Origin of the sequence: Bradyrhizobium valentinum (genome assembly GCF_001440405.1) — a bacterium.
GTDB classification, from domain to species: Bacteria; Pseudomonadota; Alphaproteobacteria; order Rhizobiales; family Xanthobacteraceae; genus Bradyrhizobium; species Bradyrhizobium valentinum.
Window position 1 is genome coordinate 1 of the sequence record NZ_LLXX01000095.1, and the last position, 18,088, is coordinate 18,088.

13 protein-coding genes are annotated in these 18,088 nt (G+C 62.4%); 3 read left to right on the plus strand and 10 right to left on the minus strand.

The genetic code is table 11. The features are described 5' to 3' along the window. Positions 1–434 precede the first annotated feature (434 nt). On the plus strand, positions 435–1,877 hold the full coding sequence (locus CP49_RS14450) for a serine hydrolase domain-containing protein (RefSeq protein ID WP_197423114.1): 1,443 nt from the start codon (positions 435–437) through the stop codon (positions 1,875–1,877). 743 nt (positions 1,878–2,620) lie between these two features. Here CP49_RS14450 and CP49_RS42765 read toward each other — a convergent pair. From CP49_RS42765 to CP49_RS14510, 10 genes are all read right to left on the minus strand, one after another. Then, positions 2,621–3,088, minus strand: a complete 468-nt coding sequence (locus tag CP49_RS42765) for a metallophosphoesterase family protein (protein ID WP_156438417.1) — start codon at positions 3,086–3,088, stop codon at positions 2,621–2,623. Positions 3,089–3,929: 841 nt separating this feature from the next. Continuing rightward, positions 3,930–4,736, minus strand: coding sequence for an enoyl-CoA hydratase/isomerase family protein (locus CP49_RS14470; RefSeq protein WP_057850907.1), 807 nt, complete (start codon positions 4,734–4,736; stop codon positions 3,930–3,932). A gap of 27 nt (positions 4,737–4,763) precedes the next feature. After that, positions 4,764–6,308, minus strand: coding sequence for an AMP-binding protein (locus tag CP49_RS14475; protein WP_057850908.1), 1,545 nt, complete (start codon positions 6,306–6,308; stop codon positions 4,764–4,766). Continuing rightward, positions 6,301–6,819: a (2Fe-2S)-binding protein gene (locus CP49_RS14480; RefSeq protein ID WP_057850909.1), complete on the minus strand. Its 519-nt coding sequence runs from the start codon at positions 6,817–6,819 to the stop codon at positions 6,301–6,303. The genes CP49_RS14475 and CP49_RS14480 overlap by 8 nt, the downstream gene beginning before the upstream one ends. After that, entirely contained in the window at positions 6,816–7,631 is an 816-nt protein-coding gene (locus CP49_RS14485) for an FAD binding domain-containing protein (RefSeq protein WP_057850910.1), read from the minus strand. Before CP49_RS14485 ends, CP49_RS14480 begins: the two co-directional genes overlap by 4 nt. Next, positions 7,628–10,633 (minus strand): xanthine dehydrogenase family protein molybdopterin-binding subunit, encoded by a 3,006-nt coding sequence (locus CP49_RS14490; RefSeq protein ID WP_057850911.1) that lies wholly within the window; start codon positions 10,631–10,633, stop codon positions 7,628–7,630. Before CP49_RS14490 ends, CP49_RS14485 begins: the two co-directional genes overlap by 4 nt. Positions 10,634–10,753: 120 nt before the next feature. Continuing rightward, on the minus strand, positions 10,754–11,596 hold the full coding sequence (locus tag CP49_RS14495) for a helix-turn-helix transcriptional regulator (RefSeq protein ID WP_057850912.1): 843 nt from the start codon (positions 11,594–11,596) through the stop codon (positions 10,754–10,756). Positions 11,597–11,626: 30 nt separating this feature from the next. Further along, positions 11,627–13,348: a thiamine pyrophosphate-binding protein gene (locus CP49_RS14500; RefSeq protein WP_197423116.1), complete on the minus strand. Its 1,722-nt coding sequence runs from the start codon at positions 13,346–13,348 to the stop codon at positions 11,627–11,629. Between the two features lie 69 nt (positions 13,349–13,417). After that, the gene (locus CP49_RS14505; RefSeq protein WP_057850914.1) at positions 13,418–14,833 is read right to left on the minus strand and encodes a UbiD family decarboxylase; all 1,416 of its coding nucleotides are present in this window, start codon (positions 14,831–14,833) and stop codon (positions 13,418–13,420) included. Positions 14,834–14,866: 33 nt separating this feature from the next. Beyond that, positions 14,867–15,475 carry a UbiX family flavin prenyltransferase gene (locus CP49_RS14510; RefSeq protein ID WP_057850915.1) on the minus strand — a complete coding sequence of 203 codons (609 nt, stop codon included), beginning with the start codon at positions 15,473–15,475 and terminating at the stop codon, positions 14,867–14,869. Between the two features lie 168 nt (positions 15,476–15,643). Between CP49_RS14510 and CP49_RS14515 the strand changes: the two genes are divergently transcribed. Next, positions 15,644–16,615, plus strand: a complete 972-nt coding sequence (locus CP49_RS14515) for a LysR family transcriptional regulator (RefSeq protein ID WP_057850916.1) — start codon at positions 15,644–15,646, stop codon at positions 16,613–16,615. 107 nt (positions 16,616–16,722) lie between these two features. Next, positions 16,723–17,964: an alpha-hydroxy acid oxidase gene (locus tag CP49_RS14520; protein WP_057850917.1), complete on the plus strand. Its 1,242-nt coding sequence runs from the start codon at positions 16,723–16,725 to the stop codon at positions 17,962–17,964. Positions 17,965–18,088 lie beyond the last annotated feature (124 nt).

Here is an 18,088-nt window from a genome sequence, read left to right on the forward strand (position 1 = left end):
CCCCACAAGGCGGCAATTGCGAGATAACGCCGCTGCGCGGGCGATCGTGATTGGGGGGTGAAGAAGCATCCTCACTATCTGTACGCAGACCTGCCGTATTGGTCCGCTTGTGGCCCTGAAACGGAAATTCCGTCCGTAGCGGCGGCCAAGCGGTTGTGGCGCCGATCTGATATCCTGCGCAGCGAGGGCTGGCCCATACTCTCACTCAGATACTCGTGAGGGCATATTGATGTGTTGCATGCGCAGCAATTGAACCACACGGTTATCCTTCGTTTATCGCGGGAGCGATGATGAATAAGTGTCTTCTGGTGACGATTCTTGCGGCTCTCACCGGTTCGGCGGCGGCTGCGCAGGCTCCCACCAAAGACGCGCTCATCGCCCGCGCGAAATCATTCGAACTCGATACGCCCTATGTGCCGCCGCCCGGCGACCCCTTGACGCATGATGCCGCCGGATATGCGAAGGTCATGTGCTCAGCTGTATTCATGACCGGGCTAGCCCCCGATTTTGCAGCCGAAAATGTTGGGTTTTTCACGGCGCCCTACCGACAGCGCGCGAAGCTCGGCAAGCCGGTCATCGATCGCGCCAACAAGGCGGTCCATGTCACGCTCCCTAGCGGCGTGACCCGGACGGCCAAATATCTCGGGAGCCAGGGTTGCGTCACGTTCCCGATCGGCAAGAGCGCCGTGAATTTCAAGCCGGTCGCCGTCAAGAGCCGATTGCCCGATCCCGCAACCCAACTGTGGCCCATGGGCGACATGCTGCCGCAGGAGCCGTTGCTGACAGAGATCGACGCCGAGAAACTCAAAGCTGCCGTGAATGCCGCGTTCCAGCCGGCCGAAGGATTGACCGCGGCGTTCGTTGTGACATGGAAAGGCCGCCTCATTGCAGAGCGCTACGCGGAAGGTATTTCGGCGCACACGCCGCTCGAAAGCTGGTCCATGGGCAAGAGCGTTACGGCAGCGCTCTTTGGCATTCTGGTCAAAGACGGCGTCTATGATTTGGACCAGCCGGCACCGATCCCTGAATGGCAAACACCCGGCGACCCGCGCGCCAAAATACGCATTGCGAATCTCCTTCACATGTCGAGCGGACTTCGGATCAGGGCGCCCCAAGACCCCGATTATGACCCAACGGGGCCTTACCCGGATCACGTCTATCTTTATACCGGCAGCATCGATTCCTTTCACTACGCGGCAACACGGCCATTGCAATGGCCTCCCGACACGGTCGGACGCTATCGCAACACCGATCCGGTCCTGATCAACTATCTGATCCGGCTCGGTGTCGAAAAACGCGGCGATGAATATCTCTCATTTCCCCAGCGGGTGCTGTTCGACAAGCTCGGCATCCGTACCATCGTGATCGAAACTGATCCTTTCGGAAATTTTCTAGGGCAAGGTTATGAGGTGGGCTCCGGTCGCGATTGGGCGCGGCTTGGCAATCTCTTTCTTCAGGGGGGAGTTTGGAACGGTGAGCGCATTCTCCCAGAGGGCTACACCACATTCGTCAGCACGCTTGCGCCCGCCTGGGCCGCGGACAATCGGCCGATCTATGGAGCCTTTTTCTGGCTCAACGGCGACGGGCAGTATCCAGTCCCGCGCGATGCCTATTACATGGCGGGCGCTGGCGGGCAGACCACGCTGATCATTCCCTCGCACGATCTCGTCGTCGTGCGTCTCGGGCACTATCGGGGCGTATCTTACGCCGCTTCAGGCTTCAGCAAGGCGCTCGCGCTGTCGATCGAGGCGGTGCCAAAAGCACAAAAGACCCGGCGCCAAGAATTTGACAACAGGGGGCACAACGGGCCAAGCGAGGAAAGTAAAAATATTGAAAATCGTGTCAACGAGGCTATCGATCCATCTGTTGGGAAATGAGACATGCCAATCATGCTGACCGGCCCGCTTTCGATGGAAGTGGAGACATAGGTAAGACGAACAGGGATCTCGCCACTTGAACCATATGAGACATCAAAAATACGAAAACCAACGTGACAGGCAGCACGTCAGGGACGTTGCAGATCAGATGCTTTCACCACACAGTGACATTCACCACACGTGTTCCATCCAGTTCGCGCACAATGCGTCCGTCCGCACGAACGATACCAAGGTCGAACTCGCGACGAGCGTCACTCTTTCATCGACGATCACCAAGACGGTCACATCGCCGTGTTCTCCAGCTTCAGCCCATTTATATATCTGACTTCGGAACGGCTCCTTACGCCAAGCATCTGGAAACCCGGGGTCGCACCTAATCTCCAAACCATCCTCCGACGTGGTCAGGAGAATCTTGAACTTGTTGGGCTTCCAGTGCGGTCCCAACCTCTCAGCGGTCAACCAATGACAGTTAAATGTACGACATTCAGCGGGTCGCTCGGCGTATATCTTGCACCCCCTTCCAACGTTGCAGTGCTTGCACCAAGACTCTACTGGCTTCTTCAGTTCGTCTATCGACATTACCTTGCAGAAAAGCGTGCAATCTTCGCATACTCTATTCGGGACGACGCAGCCATCCGAATGCCTATTCAGCCTCCATCAAGCATGTCTAAGATAGCACGCCGAGCCTGGTTGCGAATATCCTAGAAAGGATGCCGCTTAGTGCTCAGTCGGCCTCGTCAACATCACTCGGTGCGACTAAGGTCATGAATGACCGGCCGAAGGCAGCTTGCAGTTAGCTCTAAAGTAGCCAGCGTGATAGGCAGCTTGAAACGCCGTGGCCCGGCGCTTCCAGGATTTAGATAGAGCACACCGTCAATCGTTTGGATCCGTGGACGATGCAAGTGGCCAGAAATCACCACGTCAATTCCACAAACTGCTGGATCGATCTGCAGTTCCTGAAGGTCGTGCAAGACATAGAAGGACCGTTCACCGAGCCGTACCACCTGAGTGTCGGGATAACGTTTCGCCCAGTCGCCGGTATCGATGTTTCCTCTGACCGCGGTGACAGGCGCAATCCGACGGAGTCTGACGAGAACGTCCGCGCGACCAATATCGCCGGCGTGGATGATATGCGCCACCCCGGCAAGCCCTTGCTCAGCCTCAGGCCGCAGGAGCCCGTGGGTATCTGAGACTATGCCAATCCTCAGCACTGCGCAGTATCCCTCGATGCGCGGCCGAACGGCGTGTCCAACTATCTTGATCACGCATAACACGGCTAGCCAATATCGGCCTCCAAATCAGGGAGCGCTACCAACCCCCGCTGCCGACTTCCCTTTCAAGTTGAACCAGCGCAGCTGGGCAAAAGAGGAGACGCTTTTCGCCTCCGACAACAGCGGCGCTGGTCCCAGCACGCGTAGCTCCCCGCCTTCGATCTTTGTCGTCCACCACGCCCAGCTTCACGCGCCCTGCCCCACTTCAGAGGAGCTCACATTGGCTGTCGCAAGATTTTTATTGATCTCCCGGTGCACACGTTGTGCACACGCGGTCCTCTAACTAATTGAAATTCCTAAACTCTCGTTCCAGTCCATCATGAGGAAGTTTGAGCTAGGTCCAACCAGCGACGTCCAATCGCTAGATGGAATGTCGCGGTGCGAGCGAGACTCCTACCCTGGCGACGCCGTGCTGATCGCACCCATGCAGCCAAATTCCCTGCAAACCGGGATCTTTCGGAAGTTTGTTACTTTGACTAGTAGATTCCGAATTTCGTTGTCGGCGGCCAAGTCGAAACCGCCTAAGCAGATCGTGCTTTGGCAGCGGCGGAGCGTAGCCGCCTTCCCCATAATGACAGAACCTACGATATCTCATTCTATCCTTTGCATGAGCCAGTTCAAGAGTTCCGCAGAGAACTCCGCTATTGCGCCCCTGCTTAGGCACGAGCTGCAGCGCGCATTGCCCCGCGGCGATGCGTTCTTGCTTGGGGTCAGGCTTGGTTGCCCCGATGAGACCAGCCCCTAGTGTTATCTGCTGTGTCGTTATTGCGGTTGCGTGTCGTCAGCGCCCAGCGAATTTCGGCGGACGCTTAGAGTTGAAGGCTTCGACGCCCTCCTTGAAGTCATCTGATTGGCGCAACCGGCTGTAGCAATGCCCCTCGAGTTCGATGGCGATCGCGAGCGTGGAATCCTCCGTATCGTTCAGGAGCTTCTTCGCCGTGCGCTGCGCCAGCGGTGAGAAGGTGCGCAGCTCGTCAACGAGTTGGTCTGTCGCCTTCTCCAGCTCGCTGTCCGGCACACACTCGGTCGCAATCCCCCACTCCTGCGCTTGCCTCGCCGAAATGCGCTTCGATCGCATCACGATGTCCTTCGTACGCGTAATGCCGACCATCTTCTGCAGCCGCGCGGACCCGCCCGACCCGGGGATCTGCCCAAGCTTCTGTTCCGGCAGGGCATACTGCGTGGTCTCCGAGGCGATGCGGAAGTCGCAGGCGAGCGATAGCTCGAAGCCGACGCCGAAACAATAACCGCGATTGGCGACGATCACCGGCTTGGCGCAACGCGCAGGTGCCGCGATATTCCAGGCCAGTTTCGACACGTGCTCGGGGCTCGCTTCCATGAAGCCGCCGATATTGCCGCCGCTGGAGAAATGCTCGCCCTCGGCCCGCAGCACGATGATACGGACGCGCGGATCCTCATCGAGCGTCTCGAACGTCAGCCGGAGTTGGTCGCGCTGCGGCATCGCGACGACGTTATAGGGCGGCCGGCCAAGGATGATATCGGCGCGTTCATGCGCCTCGTCGATCTCGACCTTGAATCCGTCGAGCTTGACCAAGCGAGGATCGGCAAAAGTGTAGGATGACGGCATTTACTGCTTCCTTCTGTTTGTGTGTGATTAGGCCGCGTCCGGGGGCGGCAGGCGTTCGGCTTCATACTCTCCGGCGACGAGCAGGCGCCGCAGCAACTTGCCGACGGGCGACTTGGGTATGGCATCAACGAAGACGTATCGCCGGGGACGTTTGAAGTTCGCGAGACCCGAGGTCCGGCAGAATTTCTCCAGCTCAGCTTCCGACACCGGTCGACTGCGCTTGACGAAGGCAGCGACGATCTTGCCCCATTTCTCGTCGGCGAGACCGACCACCGCCACTTCCGAAACCGCCGGATGCAGCGACAGGCAGCTCTCGATCTCCACCGGCGAGACATTCTCGCCGCCGGTGATGATCATGTCGTCGACGCGGCCGGTGACGAACAGGTCGCCGTCGGTATCCATGAAGCCGCTATCGCCGGTGAAATACCAGCCTTCGCGCAGTGTCTTGGCATCGGCTTCGGGTCGCCGCCAGTAGCCTTCGAACGCCTCGTCGCCGGCGAGCGAAGCGATGATCTCGCCCTCCTCTCCCGGCGCGGCAAGTTCGTCCGCGGAGCGGGCATTGATGCGCGCCACCTTGACATGCTGGTTGATGCCGGCCTTGCCGGCCGAGCCGGGCTTGGCCGGCGCATTCTGGTCGATCGTGAAGGTGTAGATCTCGGAGCTGCCGTAGTGATTGACGAACAGATCCGGCTTGAAGACCTCGGCCAGTTTCCTGAGCAGGCCATCCGTCATCGAGGCGCCGGCAAAACCGAGCTTTCGAACACTCGATATGTCGGTCGAGGGGAGCGCCTCGTGATTAACGAGGTCATGGTAGAGGGTCGGCACCAGATAGAGGTTGCTGATCCTCTCGCGCTCGATCAACGCCAGCGCCTGACGGCTGTCGTAGCGTGGCAAGCAGATGAAGGTGCCGCCGATCAGCGACATCGCGAGCAGGGAGCGCACGCCCATGGTGTGATAGAGCGGCATCACGCCGAGCGTGCGCTCGCTCCGGCCATAGAGATTTTGCGCAACATGCGCGATGGCCGCGGCGCGTTCGGCGCGATGACGCCGTGGCACACCCTTTGGTCTCGATGTCGTACCCGAGGTATAGAGCATGATCGACCACGCATCAGCACCGACCCGGGGCTGCGCATCAGGGGCGCTGCCCTTCGCCATGTCCGCGAAAGCGAGATCCCTGTCTGCATTCATGCCGACCGCAATACGCTTCAAGCCGTCGGCACGCGCGGAATTCTTGACGGCGTCGGCGGAGATATCGTGATAGAAGACGGCGCGGGCCTCCGCATTGTCGATACAGAAGTCGAGTTCGTCGGCCTTGGCGCGCCAGTTGATCGGGGTGATGATCAATCCCGCAAACTGGCAGGCCCAATGCAGGGTCGCGGCCTCCCAGCGGTTCTGCAGCAGGGTGACGACGTGATTGCCCGCCTTCAGCCCGATGCGATCGAAAGATGCTACCAGCGCCGAAATCCTGCCGTACCATTGGCGATAGGTAAGGCGAAGCTCGCCGTCGACCAGTGCGAGCGCATCGGGATCGCGCGCGACGCTTGCAACGAAGCTGCTGCCGAGATCAAACATCTGGTTTCTCTTCGATGGCGGTGGCAAGTTCGGCGGCGGCCTGCAGCGCCGCATTGATGATCGGGGTGTAGCCCGTACAACGGCAGAGATGGCCGCTCAGGAGATCGCGGACGTCGGTTTCGCTTGGCGCCGGATGACGGCGCAGGTAGTGATCCAGAGACATCAGAATGCCGGCCGTGCAGAAGCCGCACTGCAAGGCGTGATTGCGACGGAACGCGCGCTGGAGGATGCCGAGCCGGTCGGCGGACGGGGCAAGGCCCTCGACCGTCCGGATCTCGCAACCATCCACCTGCGCCGCCAGCGTCAGACAAGAACGCGCAAGCATGCCGTCGATCACAACCGTGCAGGCCCCGCAGACCCCGTGCTCGCAGCCGACATGGGTTCCGGTCGCGCCAATCTGGTGGCGCAGGAAGTCGGAGAGCAGCATGCGCGGCTCGGCTTCGCCTTCAACCGGCCTGCCATTCAGCTTGAATCGAATCGGGTGGCGGCTATCGGCGCGAAGGCGGGTCACTGCAGCACCTCGCGAACAAGATCGCGTCCGATGATTCGCACCAGATCGCGCCGATAGCGCGCGGTCGCGTGCACATCGTTGCGCGCGCCAAGTTCGTAAGCAAAGCCGTTCAGTGCGTCGTCGAGCGCACTGCCGTCCAGGCGCGGCCAGTCCCGCGCCATCGGGATATCGGCAACGCCGCCAACGGCGAAGCGGACGCCGTTCGGCGTCGCCACGGCCACGCAGGCCACAATGGCGAAATCACCGTGGCGGCGGGCCACCTCGCGAAATGCGCATCGGCTGCCGCCCTGAGCGGGAAACGATACGGCCTCGATCAACTCGTCCTCGGCCCGGGCGGTGGCCATCATGCCGAGAAAGAACTCGCTTGCCGCAAGCCGCCGGCGCCGCCGCGCGCTACGCAGATGTACTTGGCCGCCGAGCGCGATCAGGGCGAGCGGCATCTCGGCGCTCGGATCGGCGTGCGCCAGCGAGCCGCAGATAGTGCCGCGGCTGCGCGTCTGGACGTGACCGACCCAGGGCAACGCCAACGCAAGCAGCGGCAGGGTCCGCGCTAGCTCAGGCCATGCTAGCAAGGCCGCCTGGCGCACACTGGCGCCAATCGTCACAACTCCCGCCTGCTCCTCGATCCGGTTGAGCTCCTTCAACCGCATGATGTCGATCAGGAGTTTTGGCTTGGCGAGGCGCATGTTGAGCATTGCCATCAACGACTGGCCCCCAGCCAGCACGCGGGCATTGCCACCCTCGTTCGAAAGTCCTTCGAGAACTTCGTCTACGGATTCGGCCCGCAGATAATCGAAGGCGGCCGGCTTCATCGTCGGCCTCCGAACAGGCGCGCCAGCCACCCGAGCAGCGCAGGCAGGGAGAAGGCGCTCGCCGACGCTCCACCGCCAGCCTCGCGCGCAAGTGCCGCGAAAAACTGTCCGATGATCACGCGCGCGGCCCCGTCGAGCAGGCGGCCGCCGATGCTGGCGATCTTGCCGCCAATCGCTGCGTCATAACCATAGCGCAGCCGCGTGCCGCCCTTGCCGTCGGGCTCGAGCATGATGCGTCCTTCCGCGTTACCAAAGCCAAGTGCGCCCTCGGCGCTCCCGCGCAACGTCACCGCGTGTGGCGGGTCCAGATCGAACAACTGGACGTCGGCACGATAGCGTCCGGTGACGGGGCCGATACCGAGCGTCACCTCGGCGCGGAAATGCGTGTCGGAGACCCTGTCGACGCGTTGGCATCCCGGGATTACTGCCTGCAAAGTCCCGGGATCGAGCAGCATGGTCCACACGTGCTCCGGCGCTCGGTTGACAGACGCGCTGCCGTCGCCGCGCAGCCGGCGGTCACCCGCGCGCGCAGGCGCTGCCTTTAATTGCCCAGCCGGCGGTTCGGGCTCCGGCCCGCGCACCAGATCGGCTAGCCTTGCCGGCACCAGCGGCAATGTGACGTCGGCCAGTCCCAGCGCATCGGCCACGGCATTGGCGATGCACACCGGCGTCGACATGGAATTGCCTTCGCCGACACCTTTTGCTCCAAGCGGGGTGAAGGGCGACGGCGTCGCCAGGTGGATGATCTGCGGCTCGGGTACTTCGGCCGTCGTCGGCAACAGATAGTCGGCAAACGTTCCAGTCAGAAAGCTGCCATCCTCGGCATAGGCGTATTCTTCGTAGAGGGCTGCACCCAGAGCCTGCGCAAAGCCACCGCGGATCTGCCCGTTCACCATGCCGGGATGCAGGATGGTGCCGCAGTCGTGCATGGTCACGTAGCGATCGATACGCGTCTCAAACGTCGTGCGATCGATCTCGACACCGCAGAAATCGAAGATAAAGCCGTGGCAGAGCGAGGAATTGATCCGGTCTTCATCATCCGGAGCGGTCAGCTCTGGCGGCGTCCAGAACAGGGTTTCGCGGATGGCCTGACCGGTATCGTCGGGCAATGAGCCGGGCGACCAATGGCTCAAGGCCGCGACTCTGGAAAACGCAATACGGTTCTCCGGATTGTGCTTCGAGGCCACGAAGCCGCTGGCGAACACGATGTCCACTGGCTCCACATTCAGTTGGCTCGCGGCAATGCGCGCGAGGCGGGCCGCGATGCGTTCAGCCGCCAGCTTGGCGGTGCCAGCCACGGCGGCCGCAAACCGGCTCGCATAGTTTCCAGACGCGATCGACCAGGCGTCCTTGGCGGTATCGATCTCCGTGTTGACGCGAACGTCCTGCGGCTTGAGGCCGAACACATCGGCGACCACCTGCGACAGCACTGTGCGATGCCCCTGCCCTTGCGGCACCGAAGCGACGTGAACCGTCACGCCACCGACCGGATCGAGCGCGACGGTCGCAGTTGCCTGCGCGCCATTCTTCGGCCCCGCCTTGCGACGCTCGGCAACCGTGAGAACGGTGGTGATGTAGCCCATGTTGGAGACGCTGGGCTCGACAACCGCCGTGAAGCCGATGCCGTAGAGGCGGCCTTGCGCGCGCGCCTCTTCACGTCGCTCCCTGAGTTCCGCCAGCTTTCCGTGGTCCACGGCTTTGGCGATCGCCTCCTGATAGTTGCCGGAATCCAGCAGCGCGCCGGTGGCCGTGCGATAGGGAAAGGCGTCGGCAGGAACGAGATTGCGCTTGATGACGTCGAGTGGATCACGGGACAGCCCGATCGCGATCCGCTGCACCAGGCGCTCCAGCGCGAAGTAGACTTGCGGTCCGCCAAACCCGCGGTTCAGGCCGGTCGGCGTCTTGTTGGTGACCACGACGCGATTGCGCACCTTCACGTGGCGGATGTCGTAGGCGCCGGTAAGGTTGCCGTGCATGCGGTAAAGGGTTGCGGGCTCGGGTGCGCGCAAGTGGGCGCCGCAATCTTCGACCTGGTCCCAATCGAGAGCGAGGATTTTTCCGTCCGCTGCCACCGCAGCTGACAAGGTCGTGCTGCGGTTGGTCGCCGAAACGGATGCCGTCAGATGTTCCAGCCGGTCCTCGATCCATTTCACCGGTCGTCCAACGGCGCGAGAGGCCGCACCGATCAGGACGATGTAAGGAAACACGCCCTGCTTAACGCCGAAGCTGCCGCCGGAATCCGGCGGTGTACGCAGCCGCAGCCGATTGCCGGGCACTTTCAGCGCGCGCGAGATCACGGTGTGTATGCTGAAAGGTCCCTGGAAATTGGCGAGGATGTCGAAGGCATCCTCTGCCGCGTCGTGGGAAGCAATCACACCATAGGTTTCGATAGGCGTGCAGGAATTGCGCGGATAGTGGATATCGATCGAGAAGCGGTGCGGCGCGTCGGCAAACGCCTGCGCCGGATCGCCATAGGAGAAGCTACGATCGCTGGCGAGGTTGCCAGGAAAGCCGTCGTGCAGGACAGGCGCATCGGCCGCCAGCGCCGCCAGCGGATCGACCACGGCCGCGTGCGGCCGGTACTCGACATGGATCAGTTCGATGGCATCTTCGGCCCGGGCACGGTCGCTCGCGACCGCCACGGCGACGGGCTCACCGACATAGCGAACACGCTCAGTCGCGATCGGCCAGCATTCTACCGGCGCCTTGACGCCGACCACGAGGCTTGAGGTCAACGCCTTGACCTGCTCGCCGGTGAGCACGGCTGCAACGCCCGGTGCGCGGCGTGCCGCCTCCGCGTCGATCGAAACGATATCGGCGTGAGCATGGGGAGATCGAAGGATCGCAGCATGCAGCGTGCCCGGCGGCGAACCGAGATCGTCGATGAAACGGCCGCGGCCAGTCAGGAGTGCCGCATCCTCGACGCGCTCGATCGAACGGCCGACCCACGGCCGGCCTTCCATGTCGACAGATGATGCGGGTCGAGCCGCCACCTGCGCCATTCCGACATTCCTCCCGATTGCGCTCTGCGACGCCACGCGGATTAGATGTAAGAACGCCCGCCAGAGGAGCCATACCGTCCGCTCTCACCACTTACCAAATCGTCTCATTTGGAGGTGCGATCAGCTCGCAAGGCGCGAGACGTTGCGGAACTCGCGCGGACTCACGCCGGCGTGATCGCGAAAGAAGCGCGTGAAATGCGCAGGCTCGGGGAAACCGAAGCGCTCGCTGATCTCGCCAAAGGGCATATCCTGGTGCATCACTGCATCGAGCACCCGCTCCATACGCACCACGTTCAGGTAGATCTTCGGCGATATGCCGAGCGAGGACTCGAACAGACGAAAAAACTGCGCACGCGACAAACCCGCGCTCTTTGCGAACTGATCAACACTGGCGCATGAGCCTTCCCGGGCGCGCATCGCTTCGGTGATGCGCCTGATCCGCCAATCGCAGCTCTTCGCGCTCATGCCGCGGATCGAAGCCGGAAAGCGGCGCCATGGCGTGAAACGCTCGATCACCGCGATCATCAACTCCGAGAGCGCTTGTTCATGCGCGTGGGTGCAGTCCGGATGCTCCACCAGTTCGGCGGCCAGCCGGAGCGTGAGCTGGCGAATCCGCGGCGAGACCTCTCCGGAAGGTTGCTCGAAAAAGCCGGGCGCGCCGCTGGCGGCCCAGCCGGAACGAAATTCCTTCAGCCAGTGTGGCTCGACGTAGAGCGCGAGAATGAGGGTCCGCGGCCGCGCCGGATCGTGAACATAGGCATGCGGCGTCCAGGCATCGACCAGGACAGCATTGGTATCGGTGAGTGGATAGGCTCTGTCGCCCACCATGAATTGCGTATCGGCGCCTTCGACCTTCAGGAGGACGTGGCACTGCGGATGCGCGTGGCGCACCAGCGAGCGATCCATATCCAGGAGCGCAACCCTACCGAAGGAGCCGTGAGCGATGCGCAGAGCCGTCGACATACTGGTCCTCCCTTCACAAATTGCTTCGTTTCATGGCGCGGCCGCGTGCCGCGACGCCAGCGCACGCTGACGCAATTGGGTCAGCGTGGCAGAAGGTGTAATGGCTTCAGCCGCGATCTTCAGTTCGAGCAGGGCCGGCTTGCGCCGGTCGTCTGCATAGGCCTTTGCCCGCGCAAAGGCGGCGGCAAAACTTTCGGTTTCCAGGACCTGTTCGCCATAGCAGCCGAACGAGCGGGCCAGTGCCACGAAGTCCGGATTCTCGAGCGCGGTCGCATGAACGCGCCCCGGATATTCCTTCTCCTGGTGCATGCGAATGGACCCATACATGCCATTGTTGACGACAATGACGATGACGCCGAGTCCGTATTGTGATGCGGTCGCAAGCTCGTTGTGGCTCATCAGAAAGCAGCCGTCTCCGGCAAAGCAGAGCGCGGTGCGGCTCGGATGAACCAGTTTAGCCGCGATCGCCGCGGGCAGCCCATAGCCCATCGCGCCGGATGTGGGCGCAAGCTGCGTCCTGAAACCGCCATAGCGGTGGAACTTGTGCACCCAGATCGCGTAGTTGCCCGCCCCGTTCGAAATGATGGCATCGTCCGGCAGGACTTCGCGCAAGTGAAGCATCACCGCGCCGAGATCAACCGGACCCGGCATGGATCCAAGTATCTGATCGGCAACGAACTCATCACGCGCGGCGGTGAGCCATGCCTTGCGCAGCGCTTCCGTCTCGGATTTGTATCGCGCCGAAGGCGGTAAGCCGGCCAGCGCTGCGGTGATTTCGGGCATTCCTGCATTGATCGAAAGATCGGCCTGATAGACGCGGCCAAGCTCGTTCGGATCGGCATGTACATGCACAAAGCGCTGAGCCGGTCGGGGAATTTCAAACAACGTGTAGCCCGAGGTCGTGGTCTCGCCCAGACGCCCGCCCAAGGCGATGATCAGATCGGCGCCGCGAATGCGCTCGACCAGCTTCGGACTTGGGCCCAGGCCCGCGTGGCCAACATAATGCGAATGCCGGTTATCAAGAATGTCCTGCCGCCGGAAGCCGGCAATAACCGGCAGGCTGAATGCTTCCACGAAGCTCGTGAGGTCCGCGCAGGCTCGGGCATTCCAGCCGCCGCCACCGACGATCACCAGCGGCCGCTCGGCGCCGTCGACCATCTCGACCAAACGTGACAATTGAGCGGGCCCGGGATGTGCTGCAACCCGCACGTAAGGGGCGGCATTCGCGGTCGTGACTCGCTCGGTCAGCATGTCCTCGGGCAGCGAGACTACCACTGGCCCCGGCCGCCCGGACACCGCAACATGGAAGGCGCGGCCGACCAATTCAGGGATACGCTCGGCGCGATCGATTTCGACGACCCATTTGGCCATGCCGCCGAACATCCGGCGGAAGTCGACCTCCTGCCACGCTTCACGCCCAAGCATGCCGCGGGCGACCTGGCCGATGAACAGGATCATCGGCGTGGAATCCTGCGAGGCGGTGTGAACGCCGATTGCGGCATGGCTTGCGCCTGGCCCCCGCGTGACAAAGCAGATTCCAGGATGCCCGGTCAGCTTGCCATACGCTTCGGCCATGTGCGACGCGCCGGCCTCATGCCGGGTCACGATGGTGCGGATCGTCTCGCCCACGCCGGCGAGCGCATCAATCGCGGCCAGGAAGCTTTCACCTGGCAGGCAGAATACCGTATCCACGCCGTTGATCTTCAGCGTATCGACGAGAATCTCACCACCGCTGCGCTGGCTCGAAGTCATCAACATCGATAGCTCTTCGTCTCAAGATGCATGGTTGGTCCACAGGTTCGCTACTGGTCGCCAGAGCGCTCATCGAACAAGAATACGCGAGAGCGCCGGATCCGGATTCTTCTGCAGGGCATAAGCGAGATCGACCTGCTCCTCCCCCTTGACATGAATGCGCTTGAAATCGAGCTCCGGCGCGTCGACCGGCACGGTCGCGTCGAGACCCATCTTTGCGCTGATGCCGTCCTTTGTGGTCGGATCGAGCTTGGAGCCGAGCGCGCCGGAAACGACCAGCAGATCGCGATCCGCTTGGAAGCGCGTCGCTACCGCCCATTCGATTTCCTCGGAATCATCGATATTGACGTCCTTGTCGACGACGACGACCTGCTTGATGTCATAGTGGGCGCCGAAGGCACACATGATGATGTTCTTCGGCTCGCCGTCGGACGTCTTGTCGATCTTGACCGCAAGGTGGTAGCGGCAGGTGCCGCCGCGCGGCAGACGCACGTCGAGCACGTTCGGGAAGCTGCGCCGCAAGTGCTGCAGCAGCGTCGCCTCGCGCGGCACAGCGCCCAGGATGAGGTGCTCGTAACCCCCGCCGACAATGGTGTGGTAGATCGGCCGGGCGCGGTGAGTGACCGCATCCACCTCGATGACCTCGCGGTTTGCGCGCGGCCCATAGTATTGGGGAAATTCACCGAACGGCCCTTCCGGCTCACGCACGCGGGGGAGAATTCGCCCCTCGATCACGATCTCCGCCTCGGCCGGCACCCGGACGGAGTTGGTTTTGCACTTCACGACGTCGATGGGTTGACCCAATAGCGCGCCGGCGATCCCCATCTCGTCCTCATCGAGCGCGGCAATCGCCTGCGACGCCAGCAGCAAGGCCGGATGAACCCCAATGACGATTGCGATCTCGAGCGCGTCGCCTGCGTCCTCGGCCATGCGGAAATAAGAGAGCGTGTGCCTGGGCAAGAGCAGAACGCCGATCCGGTTCGGACCGCTGATCTGGCAGCGATGGATCGACACGTTCTGAATGCCGTTGCGCGGGTTGCGCGCAATCAGCAGCCCTGCCGTGATGTAGGGCCCGCTGTCGCGCTCGTTGTGCTTCGGGATTGGTAGCTGCCTGAGAAGGTCCACCTGGTTGTGCATGATTTCCTGGGCCGGCCCGCTGCTCACTTCGCGGCTTGGCAGCGGCTCGCGCGCCGCAGCGAGGAAGCGCGCCAGCAACTGTTCTGAGCCGACCTCGATGGATTCGGCGACCCAGTCCCGCGCTGCGAAAAGATTGGCGACCACCGGGATGTCGTGTCCACCGGGTTTTGGAAACAGCACGGCGCGGTCGCGCTCCAGCCGCTTCGAAACGGCAGCAAGTTCGTCGGCGAGCTCCACGCCCTCGCGGGCAACAGCGAGCCTGTCCCGCTCGGCAAGATGGGCGAGCCAGGAGCGCAAATCCTTCGGCGCGTCCGCGGCAGCAGGTCTGGCCAGGCTTTCGGTCCGCATGATGCGCTCCTTTCCGGGATCTTCTGCAAGCGTTCAGGGAGTAATTTTTCGCGGCGAGCGACGCTTGAGCGCCTCGTCCTCACCCCAGCGGCGCACCACGCCAATGTCGATATCGAACAGGTCGAGCACGCGCCCGACCGTGTGCTCGACCATGTCGTCAAGGCTGTCGGGCTTGGCGTAGAACGCCGGCACTGGCGGCGCGATGATTGCCCCGATTTCAGAAAGCGCGGTCATGGTACGCAGGTGACCCGTATGCAGCGGTGTCTCGCGCACCATGAGCACCAGCCGACGCCTCTCCTTGAGGACGACGTCGGCGGCCCGGGTCAGGAGTGTCGTGGTGACGCCTGACGCAATCTCCGACATTGACCGCATTGAACAAGGAGCGACGATCATGCCCGCCGTGCGAAAGGAACCGCTGGAGATCGAGGCCGCCATGTCGTCGATCGCATGGTTGAAATTGGCGAGCGCCCTCACCTCCGAGATCTTCAGGTCGGTCTCGTAGGCAAAGGTCTGCTCGGCCGTCTTCGACATCACAAGGTGCGTCTCGATGCCGGCATTGCGGAGCAACTGCAGCAAGCGAACCCCGTAGACGACGCCCGAGGCTCCGGAAATGCCGATGATCAGCCGTGTCCGGTCCTGCATGACGGTTCGCGTTGCGCTCCCTGTGCCACGGCGCAACAGACGCTTGAGCGCCCGGCGCCGTTTGAAGGAACAGTAAAGGGAAGCCAGGATCAGAACAAATAATGATTGATGATCAACTCCATCATCTGAAATGATAGCCGCGGGTCAGGACAGAAAGGGAAGACGGCGATGGAATTCAGGCAGATGCAATACTTCCTTTGTCTGGCGGAAGAGAGGAACGTGACCCGCGCAGCCCGCCAGCTCAACATCGTACAGCCGGCACTCAGCATGCAGATCGCCAAGCTCGAGGCCGAGCTTGGCCAAAAGCTGTTCGAACGAAGCAACAGCGGCATGACGCTGACGACCGCCGGCGAAGCGTTCTCCCGACTCGTCTCTCCGATCGTGCGCGACGTCGAATATGCCAAGCAGGAAATGGCGCGGCTCAACGGCCGGATCTCGGGGCGGGTTTCAGTCGGGCTGATCACGTCGGTGGCGCAAAGCACGATGGCGAGTTCGTCGGCTACAGTTGCGCATCTCTATCCGGAGATCACGCTATCGGTCTGCGAGGGCTACACCGAAACGCTGACCGACTGGGTCAACTCCGGGCAGCTCGACTTTGCGCTGATCAACGTGCCGCGCCGACGGGTTTCGCTCGCTGCGCACCATGTGATGGACGAGGAGATGGTATTCGCCTGCCGAAAGGATGCGCCGATCAAGCCGCCGACGAACCTGCGCTTCGGGCATCTGGCCGAGTTTGAGCTGGTTATGCCATCGAAACGGCACGGCTTGCGCATGATCCTGGAGGAACACGCCGCCACAGCCGGTATCGAATTGAAGCCCAGATTGGAGCTCGACACCCTGCCTGCGGTTTGCGACGTGATCGCTACCACCAACCTTGTAACCGTGCTGCCCACGATTGCACTTCAACAATCGCTGGCCGACGGCAGGGTGAGAGCGCACCGCTTTGCCGAACCGCGTATCACCCGATCGATCGCCTGGGTCCACCATCCGCGCCGAATGGTGTCCGCCGCGGCCAGAGCCGTACTCGATATCATTCGGCGCGACCTGATCGAGGCAGCGACATCGGCAAGCAATTACGTGCAGCCGCCTTCCGGCGGCGCCACGAGGCGCGGCGCTGCCCGGCGTTCAAGGTCGCGATAGCAACATCCGCCGGCAATCATCCGAAATTATCGCGGTTATCATCGCTAATTATTTGCGGTGATGACCGGATGCATCCTATGAGGGCTACGCAACAAGGACGCTTTCTCATGACGGGCGATCTTCGCCGCTCCTCACCGCGCGCGCATGCCTGGGGCGCAGGCAGCGGAACGACTCCCGAGGCCCGCCTGCGGCAGCGCCTGCCCACGCTGGATGACGTCGAGCGCCGCGCGCGCCGCCGCATCCCGCGCTTTGCCTTCGACTTTCTCGAGGGCGGCACCGGAGGTGATCTCAATGCGCAGCGCAATCGACTGGCGCTGGATGCGGTTGAGTTGGTCCCGCGCTACGGCAATCCTGCTCCAGTACGCACGGACATCGAGCTGTTTGGCGTCCACTGCGCCGCGCCGATCGGCATTTCTCCTGTGGGGGTCGACGGCATCATCTGGCCCGGCGCCACGCGGATTCTCGCGCGCGCCGCCGGCAAGGCACGCATTCCCTATATTGCCGGCACGCTCGCCACCGCTGCGATCGAAGAGGTCGCCGAGCTTGCAGGCCCCTATGCCTGGTTTCAACTCTACGGATTACCCGCCAATGACCATGCCGTGACCCTCGATCTGATCAAACGGGCAAGCGCGGCTGGCGTGCGGGTGCTGGCCGCGACACTGGATGCGCCGGTCCGCTCCAAGCGGCCGCGTGATCTGCGCAATGGCCTGGTGGTGCCGTTTCGTCCCACGCCCAGAACCATTTTGGATGTAGCTCTGTCACCGCCGTGGCTGCTTGCGCTCGCCAGAGCAGGCACGCCGGCCTTCCGCAACATGGAGCGCTATGTCGAAAAGCCGGCGACGCTGGCGAATACAGCCGGCTTTGTGCAGAGTCAGATCAAGGGCACGTTTTCGTGGGATGTGCTGAAACGGATGCGGGACGCCTGGCCGGGGGCGCTGGTCGTGAAGGGTGTCATGCATCCCGACGACGCCGAGATGGCCATTGCAGTGGGAGTGGACGGCATCCTGGTTTCCAACCACGGCGGTCGGCAGTTCGATGCGGCGCCTGCCGCGATCGATGTCCTGCCCGCCATCGTTGCCAAGGTGGGAGCCAGGGCCACCGTCCTGTTCGACAGCGGCATCCGCTCGGGCCTCGACGTCGCTCGCGCCCTCGCGCTTGGCGCTCGCGGCACATTTGCCGGCCGCGCTTTCCTTCTCGGCCTCGGTGCGCTCGGCGAGCGAGGCGCAGCCTATGTGGCCGCAATGCTGAAGGAAGAATTGGAAACCGCGATGGGGCAACTAGGCGCGCATTCTCCCGACGCGCTAGCCCAACTCACATCTCGCCATAGGCACGCTTTCGATTTTGCCTGAGCGAGCGAGGCGCGCCGGCGGCAGTAGCGGGTGTCTTCGTTCGAATCCCATCCGCCATTGCAATCAAGGACCCGGCCAGCCCGCCCATTTTTTTGAGACGCTTTGGTAAGTCCCGAGACTCGAT